The following is a 25,047-nucleotide window of genomic DNA, read 5'->3' as shown; positions in this document are numbered from 1 at the left end:
AATCCTCCCCTCCGGTTCCTCCTGGAGTAACATTCCTCGGGTACGCAATTCTGCACCCCTATAGGTATTGGAGGACCACGCCGATGAGCGCAATTGACCAGGAAGTCGCCGGCTACTACCAGAAGCTGCTCGAGCGCAACGCCGGCGAGCCGGAGTTCCACCAGGCAGTGGCCGAGGTGCTCGAATCGCTCAAGATCGTGCTGAGCAAAGACCCGCACTACGCCGACTACGGGCTGATTGAGCGGCTGTGCGAGCCGGAGCGCCAAATCATCTTCCGCGTGCCGTGGATGGACGACGACAACAACATCCGCGTCAACCGCGGTTTCCGCGTCCAGTTCAACTCGGCGCTCGGCCCCTACAAGGGCGGACTGCGTTTCCACCCGAGCGTGAACCTGGGCATCATCAAGTTCCTGGGCTTCGAGCAGATCTTTAAGAACTCCCTGACCGGCCTGCCTATCGGCGGTGGCAAGGGCGGCTCGGACTTCGACCCCAAGGGCCGGTCCGAAGGTGAGATCATGCGCTTCTGCCAGTCCTTCATGACAGAGTTGTGGCGCCACATCGGCGAGTACCGCGACGTCCCGGCCGGTGACATCGGCGTCGGCGGGCGCGAGATCGGCTACCTCTTCGGCCAGTACCGCCGCCTGGCCAACCAGCACGAGTCCGGGGTGCTCACCGGCAAGGGCCTCACGTGGGGCGGCTCGCTCGTGCGCACCGAGGCCACCGGCTACGGCGCCGTGTACTTCACGGACGAGATGATGAAGGCCAACGGCGATTCCATCGACGGTTCCAAGGTCATCGTCTCCGGCTCCGGCAATGTGGCGATCTACGCCATCCAGAAGGCGCAGGAACTCGGCGCGACCGTCGTCGGGTTCTCCGACTCCTCCGGTTGGGTGGAGACACCGAACGGGGTGGACGTGGAGCTTCTGCGCGAGGTGAAGGAGAAGCGCCGTGGCCGTGTGGCCGAGTACGTCGATGAGGCGACCGGTGCGACCCTGCACACGGACGGTTCGATTTGGGACCTAAAGGCCGACGTCGCTCTGCCGTGCGCGACGCAGAACGAGCTCGACGGCGACAACGCCCGCACGCTGGTGGACAACGGCGTGCGTTACGTGGCTGAGGGCGCGAACATGCCGTCCACCGCCGAAGCGATTGAGGTCTTCCGCGAGCGCAAGATCGGCTTTGGCCCGGGCAAGGCCGCCAACGCCGGTGGCGTGGCCACCTCTGCGCTGGAGATGCAGCAGAACGCGTCGCGCGACTCCTGGTCCTTCGACTACACGGACGACCGCCTGCAGAAGATCATGTCCAACATCTTCACGGTGGCCAAGAACACCGCAGAGGAGTACGACCGCGCCGGCGATTACGTGGTCGGGGCCAACATTGCGGGCTTCAAAAAAGTCGCGGACGCGATGCTCGCCCAGGGCGTGATCTAGGGGGCCAGCGGGTACGCTGGAGCACCATGTACCGCGTTTTCGAAGCCCTGGATGAGCTAGTTCAGACCCTCGAGCAGGCCTACGGCGTGCCGATGACCTCCAATTGCATGGTGCCCCGCAACGAGATGCTCGGGCTTCTCGACGACCTCCGGAACGCCATCCCCGTCGACCTCGACGACGCGCAGGACGTTCTGGATAAACAGGACGAGATCCTGCGGGGGGCGCAGGACCGCGCCGACGTGCTGGTCGGCACCGCAGAGGAGGACGCGGAGCGCATTCTCAGCGACGCGCACTCCGAGGCGGAATCCATGCTCAGCGATGCGCAGGCACAAGCCGCTGCGCTCATCACTGACGCGGAGGACGAGTCCGACAGGATGGTCAACCAGGCTCGGAACGTGGCGGATACGACCGTAAGCGACGCCCAGCGGGAAGCGGACAGCATCCTCGAGTCCGCCAACGCGGAATACCAGCGTTCCGTGGACAAGGGGCTGGCGGAGCAGGAGCGACTCATCTCCGAGTCCGAGGTCATCCGCCGTGCGGACGAGGAGGCGCACCGCCTGGTGGACGACGCGTCGGCGGAATCCAGTCGCCTGCGCGCGGAGTGCGACGACTACGTGGATTCGAAGCTTGCGGAGTTCGAGGACGGCCTGCGTTCCGTCCTGCAAACCGTCTCTTCCGACCGCAGTGCGCTGCGACGCGGCGCAGGCGCCTCTGGGGCCGCCGGGCGGAGCCGACGCACCGATCGTGTGGATCGCGCGCACGGTGGTGAGCGGGTGGAGTACTCCGAGCGTTCCCGCGGCTACGGCGAGGAGTACTAAACGGGGTAGTCTGTGGTCGCTATGGCTACCAATCCTTTCGTATTTGATGTCACCGACGTGCTGGGTGGGGACGGCACGCCCAAGACCGTGACACAGACGGGCCCCTCCCCGTCGCGCATCGGCCCAGAAATGATCGCCATCCCGGAAGGCCGCGAGGTTGAGGTCGAGGCCACCCTCGTCCCGCTCGGCTCGGGGGTCATGGTGGATGCGACCGCGACCGCGACGCTGCAAGGCCAGTGCGTGCGCTGCTTGAAAGAGCTCACCCCCACCAAGACCCTGCGCGTTTCAGAGGTATTTTCCGCGTCCGACGACTTCATCACCGGCGACGACGAGGTGGACGAGGACCAGGGCTCCGGTGACGAGATCCGCCAGGTGGTGGACAACACCGTCGACCTCGAGCAGGCGTTCGTGGACGAGGCCGGGTTGAACTGGCCCTTCAACCCCACCTGCGAGCCGGAGTGCGAGGGCGATACGGATGTCCCGGCGCCGGACGCGGTGGAGGGCGAAGACAACGACTTGGTCGATCCGCGCTGGGCTGGCCTGGAGAAGTTCCTGTGAGCCGCTCACGCAAGCCGAAAGTCAGCGCTGACGAGCGGTGGGAGCAGGCCTTTGACGCTGTCGACCACGCGCCGCTGCTGGAACGCCTCGGCGTGGACATTGACCGCGACGGCCTGAAGCTGGCGCTGACGCACCGTTCCTTTGCCAATGAGCACGGCCACCTGCCCAACAACGAGCGCCTGGAGTTCGTCGGTGACGCGGTGCTCGGCTTGTCCGTGGCCACGAAGCTGTTTGAGCTTTACCCCTCCCGGCCCGAGTCCGACTTGTCGCCGATGCGCGCCGCAATTGTGTCCCGGTACGGCCTCGCGGATATCGCCCGCGAGATCGACCTGGGCAGCCACGTGCTCATTGGCAAAGGTGAGGCCCTCACTGGCGGACGCGAGAAGGATTCGATCCTCGCCGACACCACCGAGGCCATCTTCGGCGCAATCTACCTGCAGCACGGGTTTGCCACAGCGCGCGACGTGATTCTCACGCTTTTCGACGAAAAGCTCCGCACTGCGACCGTGAGCAAGAAGCACCACGACTGGAAGACGGACCTGCAGGTCCGTCTTGCCGAGCTCAAGCTGCCCGTGGCGGAATACGTCTCCCAGGCCTCGGGCCCGGAGCACGACCAGACCTTCACCGCGGACGCGCTCGTGGACGGCGTCTCCCGCGGCACGGGCACGGGGCCGAACAAGAAGCTGGCAGAGCAGGAGGCGGCCCACCAGGCTGTGCTTTTCCTGCGCGACCATGCCGCGGAGGCCGTGCGCGGGAATGCCTGAGCTACCCGAGGTCGAGGTCGTCCGCCGCGGCCTTGACGCCCACGTCCTTGGTCGCACCTTCGCGCGCGTCGAGGTGCTGCACCCCCGCGCCGCGCGCGGCAACACCGTGGACTTGAAGACCGCCCTGCCGGGCCTGACCATTACGGGCACCGGACGGCGCGGCAAATACCTGTGGCTCACGCTACGCGACGGCGCCGCGCTGCTCGTGCACCTGCGCATGAGCGGGCAAATGCTTGTCGCCGAGCATGGCACCGTGACCTCGCCGCACCTGCGCATCCGCGCAGACATTGGGGACGCGGAGTTGGATTTCGTGGACCAGCGCACCTTTGGGTACTGGCAGTACACCCCGCTTATCGACGGCGTTCCGCAGCCCGCCCTACACATCGCCCCCGATCCCTTCGAGGCGGAGTTCAACCTGCGCGACGCGGCCCGTGCGATGCGGCGCAGGAAGTCCCCACTCAAAAGCGTGCTGCTCAACCAGGAAGTGGTCAGCGGCATCGGCTCGATCTATGCGGACGAGGCCATGTGGGCCGCGCGGCTCAAACCGTGGCGCAGCGCCAAGACCATGCGCCAACGCGACGCGGAGGCGGTCCTGGACGCCGCGCGCGATGTGATGGCCCGCTCGTTGGAACAGGGAGGCACCAGCTTCGATTCGCTGTACGTCAACGTTAACGGCGCGTCGGGCTACTTCTCGCGCTCACTGAACGCCTACGGGCAGGCCGGCAAACCCTGCCCCCGGTGCGAAACGCCGATCGAGCGAGTGACCGTCGGCGGACGCTCCAGCTACTTCTGCCCCGTCTGTCAGGTGTTGTAGCGCTGGGGTACGGTTAGGCGACATGGTTGATCAGTCAGCATTCAAGGAAGCGATGAGCCAGCTGGCTGCCGCGGTGGCGATCGTGACCACAGGCACGGCGGCAGAGCCGCACGGCACCACAGTCAGCGCGTTCATGTCGCTGTCGCTTGAGCCCCCGATGGTGCTGGTGTCGCTGGACCGGAAGTCCTCGTTGCTGGCGCAGTTGGCCGAAGGATCGTCGATAGGCATCAACGTGCTCTCGACGGAGCAAAATGTGCTGGCGCGGCGGTTCGCGGACAAGACGCTCGACCGGTTTGCGGGTGTGCAGTGGGCCATGGCGGACGGCGCGCCGCAGCTGGCGGGGGACCACACGTGGGTTGCGGGGACGGTTGCGCAGATTATCGCTGCCGGCGACCACTTCCTTGTGCTGGTGGATGTGGACGCGGCCGAGGTGAACGCGAACTGCCCGCTGTTGTATTGGCAGCGCGAGTTTGGTACCCACGGGGCGATCACGCCGGGGGAAGTGCGGCCGAAGCTGGCGGAGGGCTAGCCTCCGGCTGCGCTTCATTGTGTGAGGTGGGCAACCCGGGGATACACTGCCCGCCATGGATGCAGCCACTACTTTCGTCGAGGATTCGCTCAACGGCGTGATCTGGAACCTCGTGCCATGGTTCTTGGTCGCGGCGGGTGTCTACTTCGGCCTCCGCACACTCTTTGTCCAGATCCGCATGGTCCCGGACATGTTCAAGGCGGTCTCGGAGAGGCCAAAGGGCAAGGACCGGGAAGGGCGGGACCTCGACGAGGAGTACGGCGGGCTTTCGGCCTTCAAGGCGTTCACCATCTCCGCGGCCTCGCGCGTGGGCACCGGTAATATCGCCGGCGTCGCGCTGGCGATCTCCATCGGCGGGCCGGGCGCGGTGTTCTGGATGTGGATGCTGGCGCTGCTCGGCGGAGCGACGGCGTTTGTGGAATCGACCCTGGCGCAGTTGTGGAAGACCAAGGACTCGGACGGCAACTACCACGGCGGGCCGGCGTATTACATGACGCGCGGGTTGGGGTGGAAGCCGCTGGCCGTCATCTTCTCGGCGTTTTTGGCTGTCACCTACGGCTTTGTGTACAACGCCATCCAGACCAACTCCATCGCGGAGGCCGTCGGCGGATCGCTAGGTAGCGATTCGGTTGCGCTCAAGGCGGTCGTAGCGGGTGTCATTGCGGTGCTCACCGCGCTCATTATCTTTGGTGGCGTCACCCGCATTGCCTCCTGGACCCAGGTCATCGTGCCGTTTATGGCGGGCGCCTACATCCTCATCGGCATCGCGGTGGTGGTGATCAACTGGCGGGAAATCCCGGGCATGGTCGAGCTCATCGTGGGCCACGCGATCGGGCTGGAGCAGGTCGCGGGCGCGGGCGTCGGCGCCGCCTTCGCACAAGGCATGCGCCGCGGGCTGTTCTCCAACGAGGCCGGCATGGGTTCGGCGCCGAACGCGGCCGCAACCGCAACGGTGTCGCACCCGGTGAAGCAGGGCTTGGTGCAGACCCTCGGTGTGTACTTTGACACCCTGCTGGTGTGCTCGATCACTGCGTTCGTTGTCTTGCTTGGCCCGGCCGTGACCTTCGGCAGGGACGACAGGGACTGCGGACATTTAGTTGGACCACTTTGGGGCGGGAAGGCCTTGAATGGGTTACAAGTTCAGCAATGAGTTTCGCCGTGAGGCGGTTGAGTTATACGAGTCCGGGTTAAGCGCTGCGGCGGTGTTCGACCGGCTTGAGGCTGCGCATGGGGTGCGGCCATCGCGTGCGACACTGACGCTGTGGGTTGCGGCGCATCGTCACGGGGTGGACCAGGATCTGGTCGATGACGCGGAGCGTGTCAGGGAGTGTGCTGCGGAGGTGATTGGCCGCGTTGTCGCGTCGCGCGTTGTGCTGGGGGCAACGATTTCGAAAGTCGCCGCGGAATACGGGTGCGGCACAACCGCTGTGAGTCGGTGGGTAGACAGTTTCGGCCCAAAAACGCCGTTGGATCCGTCTGTGTCGTTCAATGATGTTGTTTTGGCGACAATGGAACGCGTGAACGAGCATCGCAAGAATATCCGCGAGCAAAACGCGGCCCGCCAGCAGGCTGCCCAGGCGCCCAAGTTGCGCCCGGTTGATGAATGGTTACCCGGTTCAACACCGGATGTGAACAATCTGCCGGATGATCCAGCAGCCCTCAAACGCATCATCGCAGCTCAGGTGGAGCGTGACATGGTAAAAGACGCGTTGTTACAGGCGGCGTTTGAACAGCGGGCAGGTGGTGAGGCGGGAAAAGACCTCGCCCCGGCGGGGCAGCCGGATCTGACGGTGAGAACAGCCGCGGTTGAGATCCTCGTGCACGCCGGTGGGGTTTCAGTGCGTAAGGCGTGCCGGTTAGTCGGACTGAGCAAGTCGACGTTTTTCGACCGTCGTGACCAATTGCGGCGCCACGCGCTGCGGCAGAAGCGCCGTGCAGAGCTCGCTCGTGAGATCACCGACATTGTGGAAGCCTCTGGATGTAGCTACGGCTATAGGCGGGTCCATCACGCGCTGGCCAAGCGCGGAATCGTAGTGTCAGAAAAGGTAGTAAACGCCCTGATGGGCGAATGCGGGCTGCGCCCGAAGGGCAAGAGGATAAGAAGGCATTCTTCCTATGCGGGCGAAAATGAGCACAAGCCAGAAAACTTGCTGCTTATCGATCCTGATGCTCAACCCGAGCAGGTGATGTACCCGGACGGGGTGTCAACATATTTCAAAACCAACGCGCTCGCGTTTGACCTGCACCACGACTTCTATGCAGATAAGCCGTGGCAGAAACTCGGCACTGATGTCACCGAGGTCAACTGCGTAGACGGAAAGCTATTTATAAGCCCTGTCGTGGACTTCTACGACGGCTACATCCCTGTGGTGGCTATGTCACCCACCCCGGACACGGGGCTTGTGATGGACATGATGGACCAACTCAAAGCGCACCTGCCTGAAGGTGCGCGCCCGATCATCCACTCCGACCGGGGCATGTTGTACCGCACCCACCGTTGGGTAGAGACCATCACCGACTCCAGCCACGACACCACAACGTGCCGGCTATGCGAAACGGGACAGTTCTGCCCCAACAAATGGCTGCTTATACCGTCATTGTCGCGCAAAGGAACAAGTGGGGATAACGCGAGAGTGGAGGGTTTTTTCGGCACTATGAAGCAGGAATGCATCTACGGACGCCCAGAAACCGAACTGATGACAAGAGCAGAAATGATCCGATACATTAACCGCTACGTCGATTTCTACAACCACGAACGGTTGAAGTCGACGCTGACCGAAGGATATACAACCATCGCCCAGTACCGACAGGCACTGAGCGTATAAAAGCCCCCAGTGGTCCAAGAAATAGTCAGCACCCCCACATCCAGGGTGCGTCGCTGACGCAGTCCGCGTTGGCGGATTCGGTCGGCGCGTGGGGCGCCCACGCTATCACGTTCATCCTGTTTTTCCTGGCGTTCTCCTCCGTCATCGGCAACTACTACCTTGCGCAGGCGAATGTGCAGTACCTCACCGATTCCAAGACGACCATGACGGTATTTCGCCTCGTTGTCATCGGCTTTGTCATCTTCGGCGCGTTCGGCTCCGTGCCGCTCGTGTGGGCGCTGGGCGACACGATGGCTGGCCTGCTCGCCATTTTCAACATCATCGCCATCGTGCCGCTCGGTGGCGTGGCGCTGAAGCTGCTGAAGAACTTCAACGAGCAGCGACGCCAGGGCGTGGACCCAGTGTTCCACCGCGACATGCTCCCGGAGATCGCCAACGTGGAGTACTGGGACGGGTCTGATCCGGTGACACGCCGTAGCAAGGAGGACCGCATCATCGCCCGCGAGGGGAACCTCGAGCGGTAACCCAGCTACGCTAGGGCGACATGACAACAACACGCATGACCGCCCACGTCCGTGGCAACGTCCAGGGTGTGGGGTTTCGCTGGTGGACCCGCTCCCGCGCCCTCGAGCTGGGTTTGGCCGGCTACGCGAAGAACCTTGCAGACGGCAGGGTTGAGGTGGTAGCGGAGGGGGCCGAAGGTGGCGTCGAGAAGCTCAGGCAGCTGCTGGAGGAGCAGCCTTCAACCGCGGAGCGCCCCGGCAGTGTGGAGCATGTGCAGGCGCAGTACGGCGAGCCGAGGGGCGCAGAGGGGTTCGACGAGCGCTAAGCGCTCTCAAGCCGGTAACATCCACAAAATGCACCTCAAATCGCTGACGCTCAAAGGATTCAAGTCCTTTGCGTCGGCGACCACGATGAAGTTTGAGCCCGGCATTTGCGCCGTGGTGGGGCCGAACGGCTCCGGCAAGTCCAACGTGGTGGACGCGCTCGCGTGGGTGATGGGTGAGCAGGGCGCGAAGAACCTGCGTGGCGGCAAAATGGAAGACGTCATCTTCGCTGGCGCTGGCGGGCGCAAGCCGCTGGGGCGCGCGGAAGTGACGCTCACCTTCGACAACACCGACAAGCGGCTGCCCATCGATTACACGGATGTGGCCATTACCCGCCGCATGTTCCGCGACGGCGCCTCCGAGTACGAAATCAACGGCTCCAAGGCGCGCCTGATGGATATCCAAGAGCTGCTGTCGGATTCGGGCATCGGCCGCGAGATGCACATCATCGTCGGGCAGGGCAAGCTCTCCGAGATCCTGGATTCGCGCCCCGAAGAGCGCCGCGCGTTCATCGAGGAGGCCGCGGGTGTGCTCAAGCACCGTCGCCGCAAGGAGAAAGCGCAGCGCAAGCTCAGCGGCATGCAGTCAAACCTGGATCGCCTCACCGACCTCACCGAGGAGCTGGGCAAGCAGCTTAAGCCGCTTGCGCGCCAGGCCGAGGCCGCCAAGCGCGGCGCGGCGGTCCAGGCGGAGCTGCGGGATGCGAAACTCAAGCTCGCCGGCGACCAAGTTGTGCGGCTGCGCGCCACGTTTGCCGACGCCGAGCGCGCCGCTGAAATGCTGGCGGAGCAGGTCGAGACCGTCAACGCGACGCTGGAAACCGCGGTGGATGAGCTGGAGGCCTTAGAGGCCCGCCAGCAGGAGCTGCAGCCGCAGGCTGAACAGGCGCAGCAACTCTGGTTCTCGCTGTCCACCCTGGCCGAGCGCGTCAGCGCGACCCAGCGCATCGCCTCGGAGCGCGCGCGGAACTCGAACGCCTCGGTGCCGTACTCGGGCCAGAATCCGGATGAGCTTGAGGCGCGGGCCTCGCTTGCGGACGAGCGCTACGCTGAAGCCCTCGAGGCGGCCGAAGAAGCCGCCGAGAAGTTGGAGGCCATCCGCGAGGAAGTTGCCGAGCGGCAGGAGGCGTTTGACGAGGCCGAGCGCGAACACATGGCCCAGGTGCGCGCGATCGCGGACCGCCGCGAGGGCGTGGTGCGGCTGATCGCGCAGGAAGAATCGCAGGCGGCCGCAGTTGAGGCGGCCGGGGCGGAGGTCCGCCGCCTGGAAGAAACCCTCGCGGAGACCAAGGAGCGCGCTCGCCAGGCCACAGCCGAGGTGGTGGAAGTGGAGGAGCGCATCGCACACGTCGAGGCGGAGCGCTCGCCTCTCGACGACGCATTCGCCCGTGCCCACACCGAGTCCGACGCCGCCGACAAGCGCCTGGACCAGCTGCGGACGCAGCAGCGCGAGCACGAGCGCGCGGTGGCTACGCTGCAGTCGCGCATTGACACGCTGGCTGAGCAGGCGCCGAAGCGCACGGGGCAGGAGGTTGTGGAGGGCTTCCCGGTGCTTGCCGGGCTTATCTCGGTGGAATCCGGCCTGGACCGGGCTGTGTCGGCTGCGCTCGGGCAGCATGCGGAGGCGCTAGCCGGCGACGTATCGGAGGAGGCCGTCGAGGCTCTGGCGTCGGCGGCCCGCACCGTTGTCGTCGAGCCCCGGGGCGGGACCACCTGGCGCCTGGACGTCGACGGCGATATTGACTGGTTGCTGGACCATATGGAGCTGGACGCGTCGGTAGTTGGCCCGGTGACGCGTCTGCTCGCAGACGTCGTGCTCGCCCCCGACGTCGCGGCGGCCCGCGCTGCCGTGGGGCAGGATGCGCGGCTTCGGGCCGTCACGCCCGGCGGCGTGCTGGTGGGCGAGGGCTGGGTCGCGGCTGGAACCGGTCAAACCTCTACCGTCGAGGTCGCCGCGCGCATCGAGACGGCTGGGAGGGAACTCGCCGACGCGCAGCAGCGGCTCAACGAGCTGGCCGGCACGCTCGAAGGCGCGACCGTGGCTGCCGACGAAGCGCGCGTCAACGCCGCCTCCGCTAAGGCCGCCCTGCGCGAGCACGACACGGAGTTGGAATCGTGGCGCCGCGACCGCGCCCGCCTGGCGAAGCAGGCCGAGGCAAACAGGACGGAACACGAGCGCGCCGCGGCTCGGGCGAACGAGGCGGACGCTCGATTGGCACAGCGCCGCTCCGAGCTGGAGGAAACACGTGACCGCCTCACCCGCGTGGACACCGATGTGGCGGCATCGCCGGAGGAGCCCTCGACGCAGCAGCGCGACCAAGCGCGAAACGCCTTGAACCAGGCCAAGTCGCTGGAGATGGAGGCCACGTTATCCTCCCGGACCGCGCAGCAGCGCGCCGAAGCCGAAGCCGGAAAGGGTGACGCGCTGCGCCGCCAGGCAGAAGCGGAGCGCCAGGCCAAGGCGCGTCACGACGCCGCGATGGCTCGGCGCAGGGCGGAGGCGGAGTTGGCCGGCGCCGTCGAGAAGCACGCGCGAGATCTCGTCGCTCGCATCGAGGATGCGCTCGCCCGCGCCACTGCGCAGCGCGACGAGCTGGCCTCGCAAGTGAGCAGCCTGCAAGGACAAGTGCAGCAGGCGCGCCAGCAGGTCAACGCCACCCGGCAGCAGCTTGCGCGGCTGACCGATAGCGCCCACCAGTCCGACATTGCCCGCTCGCAGGCGCAGGTGCGCATCGACGAAGCGGAGGCGAACGTCACCTCGTCCCTCGGCATCGCGGTGTCCGACCTGCTCGCGGACTACACCCCGGGCGACGACTTTGACCGCGCGGCCGAGCAAGCCAGGTTGAAGCGGGCAGAAAAGGACCTGCGGGCGCTGGGCAAGGTCAACCCGCTCGCGCTGGAGGAATTCAAGGCGCTGGAGGAGCGCTACACGTTTTTGAGCACTCAGCTCGACGACGTCATCCAAGCGCGGAAAGACCTCACCGGGGTCATTGAAGACGTTGACGCACAGATTCTGCAGCTGTTCACCGATGCCTGGGCGGATGTGGAAGCGGAGTTCCCGCGCGTGTTCCAAACCTTGTTCCCCGGCGGCGAGGCCCGCCTCGTGCTCACCGAGCCGGACGACATGCTCACCACCGGCATCGAAATAGAGGCCCGCCCGCCGGGCAAGCGCGTTAAGCGACTGTCCTTGCTCTCCGGCGGGGAGAAATCGCTCACGGCGCTCGCCTTCTTGGTGGCGATCTTCCGCGCGCGCCCCAGCCCGTTCTACGTGCTCGACGAGGTGGAGGCAGCGCTTGACGACGTCAACCTCCGGCGCCTCATCGCCCTGCTGGAGGAACTGCGCAGGGATTCCCAGCTCATTGTGATCACCCACCAAAAGCCCACCATGGACGTAGCGAACGTGCTCTACGGCGTGACCATGCGCGGCGACGGCGTCACGCGGGTCCTCTCCCAGCGCATGCAGCCTGCGGCGGCAGCTCCGGGAGCCGAAGCGACGTAGCGCAGCCCCGTGTCGGCGCGGCTGGCACACTAGTGGGTATGAACACCACTGTCCTATGGATTGTCATTGCGGTCATCGCCATCGCGCTGATCATCGCCGGCATCGTCGTCGCCGGGAACAAGCGCAAAGCGTCGAAGACCGTCTCGTTTGAAAAACCCGAGGAGCCGAAGCAGCTCACCCAGCAGGAGAAGTCGGGCAACTACCAAGCAAAGGGTGGCTTCAACTTCGCCCAGGTGGACGCCCAGCCGAAGCAGCCAGAGCCAATTCGGCGCGAGCGGCCGGCGTCTGCGTCTGCCGCAGCGCCCTCCACTGGGGCTGCTGCTCAGGCCGACGCGCAGCAAGAGAGCGTGATTGAGCGGGCCATCGGGCAGGACGAGGCGCAACACGCACCCGTCCAAGAGGAAGCGAAGGCCGAACCGTCGGCAGAGCCTGCGGAGCCCGTCGAGAAGCCCGAGGCGACCCCAGCCGCGGCTGACGAGGAGCTGCAGGCGCAGGAAGAGGAGCTGCCGGTGGCGGAAGACGTCGCCGAGCCTGCTGAACCTGCAGAGCCCGCAGAAAGCGCACCGGTCGAGGTGGAGCCCGTTGCGGAGGATCCCGCAGGTGAGGAGCCCACTGCGGAGGAGGCAGAGGCGGAAGAAGCGGCGGCCGCTGCTGCCGCCGCCGTGGAGAGCGCCGAAGAAGCCCGTGAGACCGGGGCGCCGGTCTCCGACGACGCCGTCATTATCGAGGCCCCTTCCGAGGAGCCGCTGGACCAGATCGAGCCGGCCGCGGGGCGCATTGGCAAACTGCGAGGGCGTTTGTCCCGCTCTCAGAACGCGATCGGCCAGGGCCTGCTGGGCATCCTCACCGCCGGTGACCTGGATGAGGACGCCTGGGAGGAGATCGAGGACACGCTGATCATGGCGGATCTGGGCGCAGACTTGACCATGAAAGTCACCGAATCCCTGCGCGAGAAGATCGCCGAGCGCGGCGTGGAGACGGAGGAAGAGGCGCGCGCGATGCTGCGCGAAACCCTCATTGAGGCCGCTCGCCCCGATCTCGACCGCTCTATCAAGGCCATGCCGAACGACGGCAAACCGGCAGTGATCCTTGTGGTGGGCGTCAACGGCACCGGCAAGACCACCACTACCGGCAAGCTCGCCCGCGTGTTGGTGTCCATGGGCCACTCCGTTGTCCTCGGCGCCGCCGATACTTTCCGCGCTGCGGCGGCGGACCAGCTGGAGACGTGGGGCAGGCGTGTCGGTGCTTCCACCGTGCGCGGCAAGGAGGGGGCGGACCCGGCCTCCGTCGCCTTCGATGCCGTGGCAACCGGTGTCGCGGAGGGCGCCGACGTCGTGCTCGTGGACACCGCGGGCCGTTTGCACACCTCCACTGGTCTGATGGACCAGCTGGGCAAAGTGAAACGCGTGGTGGAAAAGAAGAGCAACGTCGACGAGGTGCTGCTGGTGCTCGACGCCACCGTCGGCCAGAACGGCATCATGCAGGCGCGTGTGTTCCGCGAGGTCGTTGACATCACCGGTGTCGTGTTGACCAAGCTCGACGGCACCGCGAAGGGCGGCATTGTCTTCCAGGTGCAGGAGGAGCTCGGCGTGCCGGTGAAGCTCGTGGGACTCGGCGAGGGGGCGGACGACCTGGCGCCGTTTGAGGTGGAAAGCTTCGTCGACGCCCTGCTGGGGTAAGCCCCCTGCGTATCGGCGCCCTACGCGCCCCGGTGATGTGCCCATCGTCCGGGGCGCGCGCTAGTCTTGGGGAGATTATTTTCCGCTAGCAGCTAAGGGAGCGTGCACACCGTGTTCGAGTCACTGTCCGACCGCCTCCAATCAGCCCTCGGCGGCCTGCGCGGCAAGGGCAAGCTCACCGAAGAAGACATCAACGCCACTGCACGCGAAATCCGTCTCGCGCTGCTGGAGGCGGACGTGTCGTTGACGGTCGTACGAGCGTTTATCAAGCGCGTAAAGGAGCGCGCGCTCGGCGCCGACGTCTCCGCAGCGCTGAACCCTGCGCAGCAGGTGATCAAGATCGTCGACGAGGAGCTCACCAACATCCTCGGCGGCGAAACGCGCCGGCTGAACATGGCGAAGAACCCGCCGACGGTGATCATGCTGGCGGGTCTCCAGGGCGCGGGTAAGACCACCCTCGCCGGAAAGTTGGCGAAGCACCTGTCCAAGCAGGGGCACACACCGATGCTCGTCGCGTGCGACCTGCAGCGCCCGGGTGCGGTGCAGCAGCTGCAAATCGTCGGCGAGCGCGCAGGCGTGCCGACGTTCGCCCCGGACCCGGGAACGTCCCTGGATTCGTTCGACCACGAGATGGGCACCTCCCACGGCGACCCGGTCGCGGTGGCGCAGCAGGGCATCGAGTATGCCAAGCAGCAGAAGAACGACGTGGTGATCATCGATACCGCCGGCCGCCTCGGTATCGACGACACGCTGATGACGCAGGCCCGCAACATCCGCGACGCGGTGAACCCAGACGAGGTCCTTCTCGTCATCGACGCCATGATCGGCCAAGACGCGGTGAAGACCGCAGAAGCGTTCGCCGAGGGCGTGGACTTCACCGGCGTGGTGCTGACCAAGCTGGACGGCGACGCGCGCGGTGGCGCAGCGCTCTCCATCCGCGAAGTGACCGGCAAGCCGATCCTGTTCGCCTCCACCGGCGAGAAGCTGGAGGACTTCGACGTCTTCCACCCTGAGCGCATGTCCAGCCGCATCCTGGGCATGGGCGATTTGCTCTCGCTTATCGAGCAGGCAGAGCAGACCTACAACGAGCAGGACGCCGAGGCAGCGGCGAACAAGCTGGCCTCCGGCGAACTCACGCTCGAAGACTTCCTTGATCAGCTGCTGATGATCCGCCGCATGGGGCCGATCGGCAACCTGCTGAAGATGATGCCGGGCGGCAAGGCCATGAACGAGATGGCCGACATGGTCGACGAGAAGCAGCTCGACCGCATCCAGGCAATCATCCGCGGCATGACCCCGGAAGAGCGCCGGGACCCGAAGATCCTCAACGCGTCTCGCCGCAAGCGCATCGCCAACGGTTCCGGCGTGAAGGTCGCCGACGTCAACCAGCTGGTGGAGCGCTTCTTCGAGGCGAAGAAGATGATGGGGCAGATGGCCAGCCAGTTCGGCCTGAGCGGCATGCCGGGCATGGGTGGCCGCTCGGCAACGAAGAAGAAGCCGAAGGGTCGCAAGGGCAAGAACGGCAAGCGCAAGGCACCGAAGCGCGGGGGCGGTATGCCGGGAATGCCCAAAATGCCGGGTATGCCGGGTATGCCCGACCCGAAGGAGTTAGAGAAGCTGCAGCAGCAGTTACCGGCAGGCATGCAAGGGATGGACCTAAACAACCTGGACTTCAACGAAGCGATGAAGCGCATGCAGAAGGGCAAGTTCTTCTGACCGTTCCTTCGAGGGGCGGTGCTCGCCTGAGCTGGCGGCTCAGAATCCAGCTGGTAAGACCCAGCTATCCGGCCAAAAACCGTAAGATAGCTGGGTCCTTGTAGCTGGATCTAGCGAGCCCGCGGGTGGGGTGGGCCCAGGAGCCGGTTGGGCCGGGTTTAGGGGGTGGCCGGAGGGGCGTCGGTAAGCGAGAGCTCAGCGAAGATGGGGAAGAGCGTATCCCACAGCAGCGGGGCAAGCGACTCGGCGTAGGCGTTGGAAATGTGGTTTTGGTCGCGGTAGATGTAGACGTTGCCGATCTGGGGCGGGCAGACGCCGTCCGGGCAGTACCAGCCGGCGGTGTCGATTTCCCACTGGTTGAAGCTGCCGTCTAGGACCTCCGCGGCCGGGTCTTGCGGGGCGTAGATCATGTCCGCGGGCATGGAGCAGGCGTATTCCGGGTAGCCCATGACGATGCAGATGTTGGGGTCCATGGGGTCGCCGTCGGGGTTAAACATCCACGGGTTGTCGCGCAGACCCACGAACGGGATTCCCAAATCCGAGAGTCGCTGCCATAGCTGGATGTAGGCGTCCGGGACGTAGTCTGCAGACACGACGCCCTGGCCAGCGAAACCGGCTGGCCGGGTGGAGGTGGAGATCACCATGTTCGGCTCGAGGTCGATGATTTCCTGCAGCGCGTTTTCGCCCCACTCAGCGCATACGGGCGAGACGATCTCGTTGGCCGGGTTTCCTGGCCCTCCCACGACCAGTGGACACTCCTGGCGCACGAAGGTCGCAATCTTAAAGTGGTGCTCTCGGCCGAGCTGATCGAGGGGGATGATAAACGGCTCGATGTGGGAACCTCCGGCGAGCACAACCGTGGTGTCCGCGTCGAGGTCGCCGTAGACACAGTCTGGGCCGGGCATGACATCGGGGCCTTCGGCCAGGAAGATCATGCAGTCCTCTTTCCCGATAGGTGGGAAGATTCCCGCGATGAGGTTCGGGTTCGGTCGTGCCTTCCTGTCCGGTACCTCCGCGCCCTGCAGCGCGCGGGCGCCTGGGTAGCGCTCCGGGTCCAGCGATGTCTCCTCGCGGTCAACGCGGTGTTCCCAGTACGGCTGCACGGCCAGGGCGGTGGCGAACAGCGCGCCCGCCAGAACCCCACCCACCGCGCGGGCGACGCCCGGCACGGTGCGTAGCGACGCTTTTGCGTCCGCAACCGGGTCGTCGTCACCGCGTGGGCGCGGGCGGTGCTGGCGCAGCGGCTCTTCCACCAACGTGTGGGTCACATGGGCCAGGCAGAGGGACACGAGGATGACCAGTGCACCCAGCCAGGCCGGCGGGGTGTCGTAGCCGCCGATGACGGTGACCAGAATGAGCAGAGGCCAGTGCCACAGGTAGAGCGAGTACGCCACCGAACCCAGCCAGGTCATGGGGGCGGAGGCCAGGACGTTGGAGACCGGATTCGCGTTCCCGGACAGGATCACCAGCGCGGCGCCTGTGAGCGGGATCAAGGCCATCGGGCCCGGGAACGCGAGCGACGTGGGCACGATCAGGCCGGTCACGGCGATGAGCGCCACGCCCAGCAGGGAGGTCAGCCACGCGGTGGTTTGCGGCAGGAAGCGGTGAGCCGGCACGAACGCGAGCAGCGCGCCCAGCGAGAGCTCCCAGGCGCGGGAGAAGGTGGAGTAATAATTCTCGCCAGTTCCTTCCAAGCCGAAGCGCGACGCCCAAGCGAAAGACGCAACGGTAATCGCCGCCAGTACCGCGATCGCCGCGCGACGGGCGTGGACCGGATTCGCACGCAGCTTCACCACCGCAACGGCGACGAGCCAGCCCATCGCGATGCCGAAGACGTAGAACTGCCCCTGCACGGACATGGACCACAGGTGTTGCAGCGGGGATGTGTCCTGGCTTGCCACTGCGTAGTCCGCGTTTTGTGCCACGAGCTCCCAGTTCTGGAAGTACAGCATCGAGGCGGTGACTTGGCGGGCCAGCTGGGGGTTCATCAACTCGGGGGCGACAGCCAGGACAAGGGCGATCACCACAACCACGACGAGCGCAAGCGCCGGCACCAATCTGCGGATGGTGCGCCACAACGGCCACCAGGGGTTCAGGTTGGGGTTGGGGCGCAGCGCGTAACGCAGCTGGCCGCCGAGGAAGAAGTACCCCGACAGCAGGAGGAATACGTCCACGCCACCGGAGACCCGGCCGACGAAGACGTGGAACACAACCACCAGCGCGATCGCGAACCCGCGCAGCCCGTCCAAGTCGACGCGGTAGGCGGATGAGCCTTTCGCCGACCGCGGTGCGGGCACTGCTGTCGTCGTCAACCGCGTCTCCAACCTGTCACTTCCGTTCATCGGCAACTTACGTCACAAACGAATATCGACCCTACCGCCCCGCCCACGCGGGGCCGAACTGACATACCCGCTGGTTTTGGTCTGCAGGTGCGGCCCGCGTAAAGTATCACAGGCTGTCGGGCGTCCTTCGTTGCGCCGGGCACGACAAGTCCATAACTGCGTACGCGCCGGATCCGTCTGCACCCCGCGAGGGAGAACCTCACCGGGAAGGTCGCCCGGCCAGGCACGCGCAGGGTAAATAAAAAGGGTTGAACCGGCTCGTCGACAAGCGGCGAGTGTCTGTACTGCCCAGTGACCTACAAGGAAGTACACCATGGCTGTAAAGATCAAGCTGCAGCGCGTTGGCAAGATCCGCAACGCGCAGTACCGCGTTGTCATCGCCGATGCCCGCACCCGCCGCGACGGTGCCGTCATCGAGAACATCGGCATCTACCACCCGAAAGAAGAGCCGTCGCTCATCCGCATCGATTCCGAGCGCGCTCAGTACTGGCTCGGCGTTGGCGCCCAGCCGACCGAGCCGGTGCTCGCGCTGCTGAAGGTGACCGGCGACTGGCAGAAGCACAAGGGGCTCGACGGCGCTGAGGGCACCCTGAAGGTGGCCGAGGAGAAGCCGTCCAAGCTCGACCTGTTCAACCAGGCGCTGGAAGAGGCCAAGAATGGCCCGACCGCTGAGGCCATCACCGAGAAGCGCAAGAAGGCCAAGGAAGAGGCTGAGGCGAAGGAGGCTGCCGAGGCAGCTGCAGCCGCCGAAGCCGAGGCCGCTGAGGCTGAGGGCGAGTCCGCCGACGCAGAGTCGTTCGAGGAGAACTAGGCGCCCTTCGCCTATCGACGCCACCCCCGTTCCGCACGCGACGTGCGGAACGGGGGTTTCGCGATGGAGCACCCGAGCGCTGCGGGATAGGTGCACGGGCCTGCTACCGTAGCCACTCATGGAGTTGCAGATTGGCCGAGTGGTCAAGTCCCACGGTGTGAAGGGCGAAGTTGCCGTCGAATTGCTGGCAGACGAGTCGGAAGAGCACATTGTCCCCGGCGCCGTCCTCACCGGCCGTCAGGCTGGCAAGGAGCGGCAGCTCACGGTAAAGGCGGTGCGCCCCCACCAAAAGCGCCTCCTGGTCACCTTCGAGGAAGTGCCGGACCGGACTGCAGCCGACAGTTTGCGCGGGATGAAGTTCGCGGCCGAGCCGCTGGAGCGAGACGACGACTCGGAGGGGTACTACAACCACGAACTCATCGGGCTTAACGTGCGCCACGACGGCGACGAAGTGGGCGAGGTCACCGGCGTGATGGACACGCCGAACCGGAAGATCCTGGAGATCGATTACCGCGGCAAAGAGGTGCTTGTCCCGTTTGTCATGGACTTCGTGCCGGAGCTCGACGTGGAGGAGGGCTTCCTCACCATCACCCCACCGGAGGGCCTGCTGGATGTCTAGCCTGCGCCTCGACGTCATCACCATATTCCCCGAATACCTGGACCCGCTGCGGCATGCGCTGCTGGGCAAGGCGATCGAGCAAGGGATCCTTGCCGTCGGCGTGCACGACCTGCGCGACTGGGCCACAGGGAACCACAAGTCCGTGGACGCTCCGCCGCTCGGCGGGGGCCCAGGCATGGTGATGAAGCCCGAGGTGTGGGGGCCTGCGCTTGACGACGTCGCCACGGGCCGCGCCGGAACCGATCTCGAGTCTGCAGCGGCGCACCGCAACGACAAGCCGCGCCACGACGAGGTGCATGCCGTCGCGCCCCGGCCGTACGACAGTGGGGAAGACGCCTCGAAGCCACTGTTGATTGTGCCGACCCCGGCCGGCAAGCCGTTCACCCAGGCGGACGCGCAGGCGTGGTCGCGCGAGGAGCACATTGTGTTCGCGTGCGGGCGCTACGAGGGCATCGACCAGCGGGTGTTCGAGGACGCCTCCAAGCGCTATCGGGTGCGCGAGGTCTCCATCGGCGATTACGTGCTCATTGGCGGCGAGGTCGCCGTCTTGGTGATCACGGAGGCCGTCACGCGCCTCATCCCGGGCGTGCTGGGCAACACCGAGAGCCACGAGGACGACAGCTTTTCCGACGGGTTGCTCGAAGGCCCGAGCTACACCAAACCACGGGTGTGGCGAGGGATCGAGGCGCCGGCGGTGCTCACGTCCGGCGACCACGCGAAAGTTGCGGCGTGGAGGCGCGAACAGTCCCTGAAACGTACCCGTGACGTGCGCCCGGATCTACTGGAGACTACGCCCCTCAGCGACGAGGACCGCTTCATGCTGGATGCCCGCGATGTGGTCACGACGGTCAGGGTGGATGGGGCGAAGCGCGTCGTTATCAAGCAGCTGCGCCGGGCCTTGAAGCAGGCGGGTTACCGCGCTTCGGAGATTACCCTTGAGGGCGAGACCCTCACCGTTACCGGACGCACCGCGCTCGCGCTCGAGGAGGCGACACGGGCGGTAGAAAAGGCGCTGCCGCCTGGGATGTATCACTCTGGGAGCACGGTGCAGGTTTAGCCTGGCGCCGCCGACTACACTCGTCCGAATGACATCAATCGCAGCCACCATCGCGAACGAACTACAGGTGCGGGACAGCCAGGTCGAGCAGGCGCTAACGCTGCTGGCCGAGGGCAACACTGTCCCGTTCATCGCCCGCTACCGCAAGGAAGCCACGGGCGGCCTCGATGACGCGCAGCTGCGCTACATCGAGGAGCGCAACACCTACCTGGTGGAGCTAGCGGAGCGGAAGCAGGCGGTGCTGGAAAGCATTGAGGCGCAGGGCAAGCTCACCGATGAGCTGAAGCGCGAGATCCTCGCCGCCGATTCCAAAGCGCGCGTGGAAGACCTCTACCTGCCCTACAAAAAGCGGCGCAAGACGAAGGCGGACATCGCGCGCGAGGCCGGCCTTGAGGCGTTGGAGCAGCAGCTTATCGACGACCCTTCGGCGTCCCCCGAGGCCCTGGCCGAAGCCCACCTATCGGAAGGCTTCCCGGACGTGAAATCCGCGCTCGAGGGCGCCCGCGCCATCCTGGTGGACCGCTTCGCCACCGACGCGGACTTGGTCGGTGAGGTGCGCGACCGCGTCTATAAGCAAGGCACCATGCGTTCTGCGCCCGTGGAAGGCAAGGAGACCGAGGGCGCGAAGTTCGCGGACTACTTCGAGTTTTCGGAGCCGTTTGTAACCCTCCCGAGCCACCGCATCCTTGCGCTCCTGCGCGGCGAGGCCGAGGGCGTGCTGACCTTGAACATGGATCCCGGCGACGAGGCCGTGTACGAGGGAATGATCGCGGAACGGTTTACTCTGCCGGTGAAGGAGTCGGAGTGGCTGGCCAAGGCCGTGCGCTGGGGGTGGCGCACCAAGCTCCAGGTCTCCGCGAACCTGGACACGCGCATGCGGCTGAAGGAAAAGGCGGAGGAGGGTGCGCTGCAGGTGTTCAAGACCAACCTGCGCGACGTGCTGCTCGCCGCCCCGGCCGGCCAGCGAGCCACCCTGGCGTTGGACCCCGGCTACCGCAATGGCGTGAAGTGCGCGGTGGTGGACGAGACCGGCAAGGTGCTGGCGACCACCATCGTCTACCCGCACCAGCCGCAGAACCGCTGGGACGCCTCGCGCGCGGAGCTGGCGTCGCTCGCGGCGGAGCACGGCGTGGAGCTGATTGCCGTGGGCAACGGCACGGCGTCGCGCGAATCGGAGAAGCTCGCCGGCGAGGTGGCGGACCTCATCGCCCAGGCGGGCGGGAAACGCCCCACCCCGGTGGTCGTGTCCGAGTCGGGCGCGTCGGTGTATTCCGCCAGCGCGATCGCGGCAGAGGAGTTCCCGGACATGGACGTCTCGCTGCGCTCGGCGGTGTCCATCGCGCGCCGCTTGCAGGACCCGCTGGCGGAGTTGGTGAAGGTGGATCCGAAGTCCATCGGCGTAGGCCAGTACCAGCACGACGTGAACCAGACCGCGCTGGCGCAGACGCTGGATGCGGTGGTGGAGGACGCGGTGAACTCCGTCGGCGTGGATGTGAACACCGCCTCCGCGCCGCTGCTTGAGCGCGTCGCAGGGCTCTCCGGCACGGTGGCCAAGAACATCGTCGCCTACCGCGACCAGAACGGCCGCTTCACCACCCGCAAAGAGCTGGGTAAGGTGCCGCGCCTTGGGCCCAAGGCGTACGAGCAGGCCGCGGGCTTCCTGCGTATCCGGGGCGGGGCGAACCCGCTCGACGGCTCTGCAGTCCACCCGGAGGCGTACCCGGTGGTGGAGCGCGTCGCCCAAGCAACGGGCCTGAGCACCGAGCAGCTCATCGGCAACACCGCGGTGCTGTCGAAGCTCGCGCCGGTAGACTTTGCGGACGGCCAGTTCGGTGTTCCCACCGTCACCGACATCCTCGCGGAGTTGGACAAGCCCGGCCGCGACCCGCGCCCGGAGTTCAAAACCGCCGAGTTTAAAGAGGGCGTCAATGAGGTGAAGGACTTACAGCCCGGCATGATCCTGGAGGGCACGGTGACCAACGTCGCCGCGTTCGGCGCCTTCGTGGACGTGGGTGTGCACCAGGACGGGCTTGTCCACGTTTCGGCGATGAGCCACAACTTTGTTTCCGACCCGCACGAGGTGGTGCGCTCCGGCCAGGTGGTGAAGGTGAAGGTCATGGACGTCGACGTGCAGCGCCAGCGCATCGGCCTAAGCCTGCGCCTCGACGACGAGCCGGGCCAGAACGCCCCGAAGAAGGGGAGAGCGGAGCGAGGCGGCAAGAACGGTGGCAAGAACCATGGACGGGGCGGTGGCCGGCGGCAGGGCGCGCCGGAGGGGCGTCGCCAAGCATCCGGCTCCATGGCGGACGCGCTCAAGCGCGCCGGATTTGGGAACTGACCGGCGCGTATGTAACATTTGCCGGGTTGTTGTAATCGACACGAACCGGCCGAGCGCCCCGCAGGGGAAGTGCCGCCAGGGTCCTCTGTCCGAACACGTAAAGGATTGCTTTCATGAGCAACGGCATCATTGATCTTGTCGACGCAGGCCAGCTGCGCGACGACATCCCGGATTTCCGCCCGGGCGACACCCTCGACGTGCACGTCAAGGTGATCGAGGGTTCTGTTACCCGTACCCAGGTCTTCACCGGCTTCGTGGTCCGCCGCCAGGGCGACGGCATCCGCGAGACCTTCACCGTGCGCAAGGTCTCCTTCGGCATCGGCGTTGAGCGCACCTTCCCGGTGCACTCCCCGAACCTGGAGAAGATTGAGGTTGTCCGCAAGGGCGACGTCCGCCGCGCGAAGCTGTACTACATGCGCGAGCTGCGCGGCAAGGCTGCCCGCATCAAGGAGCGCCGCTAGTTCTGCGCCGCCCCCGCGCCCCGTCCGAGTCGTATCGGGCGGGGCGCTTCGCTTGTCTTTGCACCATGCCCGCGCCATGTCCCAGCGTGCTGGGGCGCGCCCGGGCGGTGCTAACGTATCCCGGGTGACCAACGTGAACGGACCCGCAGGCGGGCAGCAGCCCAACCAGCCTGCACAGCCCCACAACCCCTACGCGCAACAGCGGTACGCGCCTGCGCAGCCCGCTCGAGCGGGGCGCACACCGGCGGGGACGCAGGAAGAGAACAAGGAACTTCCTTGGTATGTGGAAATTCCGGTGGTGGTGGTGCTGACGCTGCTAATCATGTTTGTGATCCAGACGTTCATCGGCCGCCTCTACGTCATTCCGTCCGCATCCATGGAGCCCACGCTGCACGGGGAGAACGGCTCGGGCGACCGCATTTTCGTGGAGAAGGTCAGCTACTACTTCTCCGACCCGGAGCCGGGCGATGTCATCGTCTTCGCCGGCACGGATTCGTGGAACACGGGCTTTGACTCCAACCGGTCTTCCAATCCAGTCGTGCGCGGGATGCAGGAAGTCGGCTCCTGGGTCGGGCTGGTGCCGAAGGACGAGAATACGCTGGTGAAGCGCATCATCGCCACCGGCGGGCAAACCGTGTCCTGCCAGGCGGGGGACCCGGCCGTGATGGTCGACGGCAAGCCGATCGACCAGTCCTACACACTGCAGCCGAACTTCTACCCGGTGGATCAATCGCAAGGATCCGACGCCTGCGGTGGCCCGTACTTCGGCCCCGTGACGGTACCGGAGGGCCATTACTTCATGATGGGCGACAACCGCACCAACTCACTCGACTCGCGCGCGCACATGGGCGACGAGCTCCAAGGCACCATCCCGGAGGAGAACATCCGCGGCAAAGTCAAGGCTGTAGTCTTCCCGCTCAGCCGCATGCAGGGCGTCGACGACCCGGACATCCAGCAATGATGCTGTGCGCCGCTTAAAGCAGCTGCGCACCTACGAGGTCGCGTTAGAAAAGGCGGGCCTCGGTCCTGTGGCAGGGGTGGACGAGGCCGGCCGCGGGGCCTGTTTCGGCCCCATCACTATCGCCGCGTGCGTGCTCCCGCCGGCGCCACAGCGCGCGCTGGAGGGCCTAACGGACTCAAAGAAGCTCACTGCGCGTAAGCGCTGCCTGCTTTTCGACGCGCTGGTCGATACCGCGCTCGCGTACTCCGTCGTGCACATCCCGGCGGCCGAGATAGACCGCCGAGGCATCCAGGCGGCCAACCTTGACGGTGCGCGCCGCGCAATTGCGGGCCTTTCCGTGCAGCCCGGCTACGTGCTTGTCGACGCGTTCCGTATCCCCGGCCTGGTCGCACCCCAGCTGCCGGTGGTGGGCGGAGACTACACCGCCCGCTGCATCGCGGCCGCCAGCGTGCTGGCCAAGGTGAGCCGTGACCGGTTAGTTAGCGAGATGGCCAAGCGCTTCCCCGAGTACGGCTTAGAGGGGCATAAGGGCTATTCAACGAAGGCGCACATGGACGCGGTGCGCCGCCACGGCGCGAGTCCCGAGCACCGCTATAGTTATGCGAACGTCAGGGACGCTGACGTCTTCTACTCGCAGTCCAGCATGAAGGGGCACGCATGAGCGCAGAGGATCTTGACAATTACGAGGCGGACGTCGAGCTTTCCCTCTACCGCGAATACCGCGACGTAGCCAGCCAGTTCTCCTACGTGGTGGAAACCGAACGGCGTTTCTACCTGGCCAACGGCGTCAAGCTCATCCCGCACACCGAAGGCGGGGACGTGTACTACGAGGTCTTGATGTCGGACGCATGGGTGTGGGACATGTACCGCGCGGTGCGCTTCGTGCGCTACGTCCGGGTGATCACCTACAAAGACGTCAACATCGAGGAGCTGGACAAGCCCGAGCTGACCTTCCCGGAGTAAGTACCCGGAGTAAGTACCCGGAGTCAGTACAGGCGGC

General features: G+C 65.7%; 19 protein-coding genes and 3 pseudogenes. 21 read left to right on the top strand and 1 reads right to left on the bottom strand.

Features of this window, described 5'->3' with window-relative positions:
• Positions 1-83 precede the first annotated feature (83 nt).
• The 13 genes and pseudogenes from gdhA to ffh all read left to right on the top strand — a co-directional run bounded on the left by gdhA (position 84) and on the right by ffh (position 15,458).
• Complete coding sequence (gene gdhA / locus CUREI_RS07460; protein WP_038612234.1) at positions 84-1,430, top strand: NADP-specific glutamate dehydrogenase; 1,347 nt, start codon at positions 84-86, stop codon at positions 1,428-1,430.
• 26 nt (positions 1,431-1,456) lie between these two features.
• A complete protein-coding gene (locus CUREI_RS07455; protein ID WP_038612232.1) occupies positions 1,457-2,248 on the top strand; it encodes a DivIVA domain-containing protein in 792 nt (263 codons plus the stop codon).
• 21 nt (positions 2,249-2,269) lie between these two features.
• The gene (locus CUREI_RS07450) at positions 2,270-2,806 is read left to right on the top strand and encodes a YceD family protein (protein WP_038612231.1); all 537 of its coding nucleotides are present in this window, start codon (positions 2,270-2,272) and stop codon (positions 2,804-2,806) included.
• Entirely contained in the window at positions 2,803-3,570 is a 768-nt protein-coding gene (gene rnc / locus CUREI_RS07445; RefSeq protein WP_038612229.1) for a ribonuclease III, read from the top strand. Before CUREI_RS07450 ends, rnc begins: the two co-directional genes overlap by 4 nt.
• Complete coding sequence (gene mutM / locus CUREI_RS07440) at positions 3,563-4,384, top strand: bifunctional DNA-formamidopyrimidine glycosylase/DNA-(apurinic or apyrimidinic site) lyase (RefSeq protein ID WP_038612227.1); 822 nt, start codon at positions 3,563-3,565, stop codon at positions 4,382-4,384. The genes rnc and mutM overlap by 8 nt, the downstream gene beginning before the upstream one ends.
• A 22-nt stretch (positions 4,385-4,406) precedes the next feature.
• Positions 4,407-4,913, top strand: coding sequence for a flavin reductase family protein (locus tag CUREI_RS07435; RefSeq protein ID WP_038612224.1), 507 nt, complete (start codon positions 4,407-4,409; stop codon positions 4,911-4,913).
• A gap of 55 nt (positions 4,914-4,968) precedes the next feature.
• Positions 4,969-5,991: pseudogene (locus CUREI_RS07430) on the top strand (alanine/glycine:cation symporter family protein); the annotation flags it as partial.
• 49 nt (positions 5,992-6,040) lie between these two features.
• Entirely contained in the window at positions 6,041-7,738 is a 1,698-nt protein-coding gene (locus tag CUREI_RS07425; RefSeq protein ID WP_038609853.1) for an IS3 family transposase, read from the top strand.
• Positions 7,739-7,776: 38 nt separating this feature from the next.
• Positions 7,777-8,262: pseudogene (locus tag CUREI_RS07420) on the top strand (alanine:cation symporter family protein); the annotation flags it as partial.
• A 20-nt stretch (positions 8,263-8,282) separates the two neighbouring features.
• Complete coding sequence (locus tag CUREI_RS07415) at positions 8,283-8,567, top strand: acylphosphatase (protein WP_038612219.1); 285 nt, start codon at positions 8,283-8,285, stop codon at positions 8,565-8,567.
• A 28-nt stretch (positions 8,568-8,595) separates the two neighbouring features.
• A complete protein-coding gene (smc, locus tag CUREI_RS07410; RefSeq protein WP_038612217.1) occupies positions 8,596-12,063 on the top strand; it encodes a chromosome segregation protein SMC in 3,468 nt (1,155 codons plus the stop codon).
• A gap of 38 nt (positions 12,064-12,101) precedes the next feature.
• Positions 12,102-13,742, top strand: coding sequence for a signal recognition particle-docking protein FtsY (gene ftsY / locus CUREI_RS07405; protein WP_038612215.1), 1,641 nt, complete (start codon positions 12,102-12,104; stop codon positions 13,740-13,742).
• Between the two features lie 111 nt (positions 13,743-13,853).
• Complete coding sequence (gene ffh / locus CUREI_RS07400; RefSeq protein ID WP_038614202.1) at positions 13,854-15,458, top strand: signal recognition particle protein; 1,605 nt, start codon at positions 13,854-13,856, stop codon at positions 15,456-15,458.
• A 158-nt stretch (positions 15,459-15,616) separates the two neighbouring features.
• Here the strand turns inward: ffh and CUREI_RS07395 are convergent, their stop codons facing one another.
• On the bottom strand, positions 15,617-17,770 hold the full coding sequence (locus CUREI_RS07395; protein WP_236627174.1) for an acyltransferase family protein: 2,154 nt from the start codon (positions 17,768-17,770) through the stop codon (positions 15,617-15,619).
• A 343-nt stretch (positions 17,771-18,113) separates the two neighbouring features.
• On the opposite strand from CUREI_RS07395, the gene rpsP reads away from it, so the two are divergent.
• The 8 genes and pseudogenes from rpsP (at position 18,114) to CUREI_RS07355 (ending at position 25,010) form a co-directional block, all read left to right on the top strand.
• The gene (rpsP, locus tag CUREI_RS07390; protein WP_038612211.1) at positions 18,114-18,611 is read left to right on the top strand and encodes a 30S ribosomal protein S16; all 498 of its coding nucleotides are present in this window, start codon (positions 18,114-18,116) and stop codon (positions 18,609-18,611) included.
• A gap of 118 nt (positions 18,612-18,729) precedes the next feature.
• Entirely contained in the window at positions 18,730-19,230 is a 501-nt protein-coding gene (gene rimM, locus CUREI_RS07385; protein WP_038612199.1) for a ribosome maturation factor RimM, read from the top strand.
• Position 19,231: 1 nt separating this feature from the next.
• Positions 19,232-20,053, top strand: a pseudogene (trmD, locus tag CUREI_RS07380) (tRNA (guanosine(37)-N1)-methyltransferase TrmD); the annotation flags it as partial.
• 262 nt (positions 20,054-20,315) lie between these two features.
• Positions 20,316-22,625 (top strand): Tex family protein, encoded by a 2,310-nt coding sequence (locus tag CUREI_RS07375; protein ID WP_038612197.1) that lies wholly within the window; start codon positions 20,316-20,318, stop codon positions 22,623-22,625.
• Between the two features lie 113 nt (positions 22,626-22,738).
• Entirely contained in the window at positions 22,739-23,086 is a 348-nt protein-coding gene (gene rplS / locus CUREI_RS07370) for a 50S ribosomal protein L19 (RefSeq protein WP_038612195.1), read from the top strand.
• A gap of 124 nt (positions 23,087-23,210) precedes the next feature.
• Positions 23,211-24,047: a signal peptidase I gene (lepB, locus tag CUREI_RS07365; RefSeq protein ID WP_236627173.1), complete on the top strand. Its 837-nt coding sequence runs from the start codon at positions 23,211-23,213 to the stop codon at positions 24,045-24,047.
• Between the two features lie 4 nt (positions 24,048-24,051).
• The gene (locus tag CUREI_RS07360) at positions 24,052-24,708 is read left to right on the top strand and encodes a ribonuclease HII (protein WP_038612193.1); all 657 of its coding nucleotides are present in this window, start codon (positions 24,052-24,054) and stop codon (positions 24,706-24,708) included.
• Positions 24,705-25,010, top strand: a complete 306-nt coding sequence (locus CUREI_RS07355; protein ID WP_038612190.1) for a DUF2469 domain-containing protein — start codon at positions 24,705-24,707, stop codon at positions 25,008-25,010. The genes CUREI_RS07360 and CUREI_RS07355 overlap by 4 nt, the downstream gene beginning before the upstream one ends.
• The last annotated feature ends 37 nt before the right edge of the window (positions 25,011-25,047 follow it).

Origin of the sequence: Corynebacterium ureicelerivorans, from assembly GCF_000747315.1 — a bacterium.
Classification (GTDB): Bacteria; Actinomycetota; Actinomycetes; order Mycobacteriales; family Mycobacteriaceae; genus Corynebacterium; species Corynebacterium mucifaciens.
The sequence above is the reverse complement of the archived record's forward strand: the minus strand, read 5'-3'. Positions and strand labels throughout refer to the sequence as shown.

What these genes read in the sequence shown, in the direction of transcription:
- CUREI_RS07455 (WP_038612232.1), top strand. Translation starts at nt 1,457, where the DNA reads ATGTACCGCGTTTTCGAAGCCCTGGATGAGCTAGTTCAGACCCTCGAG.
- CUREI_RS07425 (WP_038609853.1), top strand. Translation starts at nt 6,041, where the DNA reads ATGGGTTACAAGTTCAGCAATGAGTTTCGCCGTGAGGCGGTTGAGTTA.
- CUREI_RS07415 (WP_038612219.1), top strand. Translation starts at nt 8,283, where the DNA reads ATGACAACAACACGCATGACCGCCCACGTCCGTGGCAACGTCCAGGGT.
- CUREI_RS07450 (WP_038612231.1), top strand. Translation starts at nt 2,270, where the DNA reads ATGGCTACCAATCCTTTCGTATTTGATGTCACCGACGTGCTGGGTGGG.
- smc (WP_038612217.1), top strand. Translation starts at nt 8,596, where the DNA reads ATGCACCTCAAATCGCTGACGCTCAAAGGATTCAAGTCCTTTGCGTCG.
- mutM (WP_038612227.1), top strand. Translation starts at nt 3,563, where the DNA reads ATGCCTGAGCTACCCGAGGTCGAGGTCGTCCGCCGCGGCCTTGACGCC.
- CUREI_RS07375 (WP_038612197.1), top strand. Translation starts at nt 20,316, where the DNA reads ATGACATCAATCGCAGCCACCATCGCGAACGAACTACAGGTGCGGGAC.
- CUREI_RS07355 (WP_038612190.1), top strand. Translation starts at nt 24,705, where the DNA reads ATGAGCGCAGAGGATCTTGACAATTACGAGGCGGACGTCGAGCTTTCC.
- gdhA (WP_038612234.1), top strand. Translation starts at nt 84, where the DNA reads ATGAGCGCAATTGACCAGGAAGTCGCCGGCTACTACCAGAAGCTGCTC.
- rpsP (WP_038612211.1), top strand. Translation starts at nt 18,114, where the DNA reads ATGGCTGTAAAGATCAAGCTGCAGCGCGTTGGCAAGATCCGCAACGCG.
- CUREI_RS07435 (WP_038612224.1), top strand. Translation starts at nt 4,407, where the DNA reads ATGGTTGATCAGTCAGCATTCAAGGAAGCGATGAGCCAGCTGGCTGCC.
- rimM (WP_038612199.1), top strand. Translation starts at nt 18,730, where the DNA reads ATGGAGTTGCAGATTGGCCGAGTGGTCAAGTCCCACGGTGTGAAGGGC.
- ftsY (WP_038612215.1), top strand. Translation starts at nt 12,102, where the DNA reads ATGAACACCACTGTCCTATGGATTGTCATTGCGGTCATCGCCATCGCG.
- rplS (WP_038612195.1), top strand. Translation starts at nt 22,739, where the DNA reads ATGAGCAACGGCATCATTGATCTTGTCGACGCAGGCCAGCTGCGCGAC.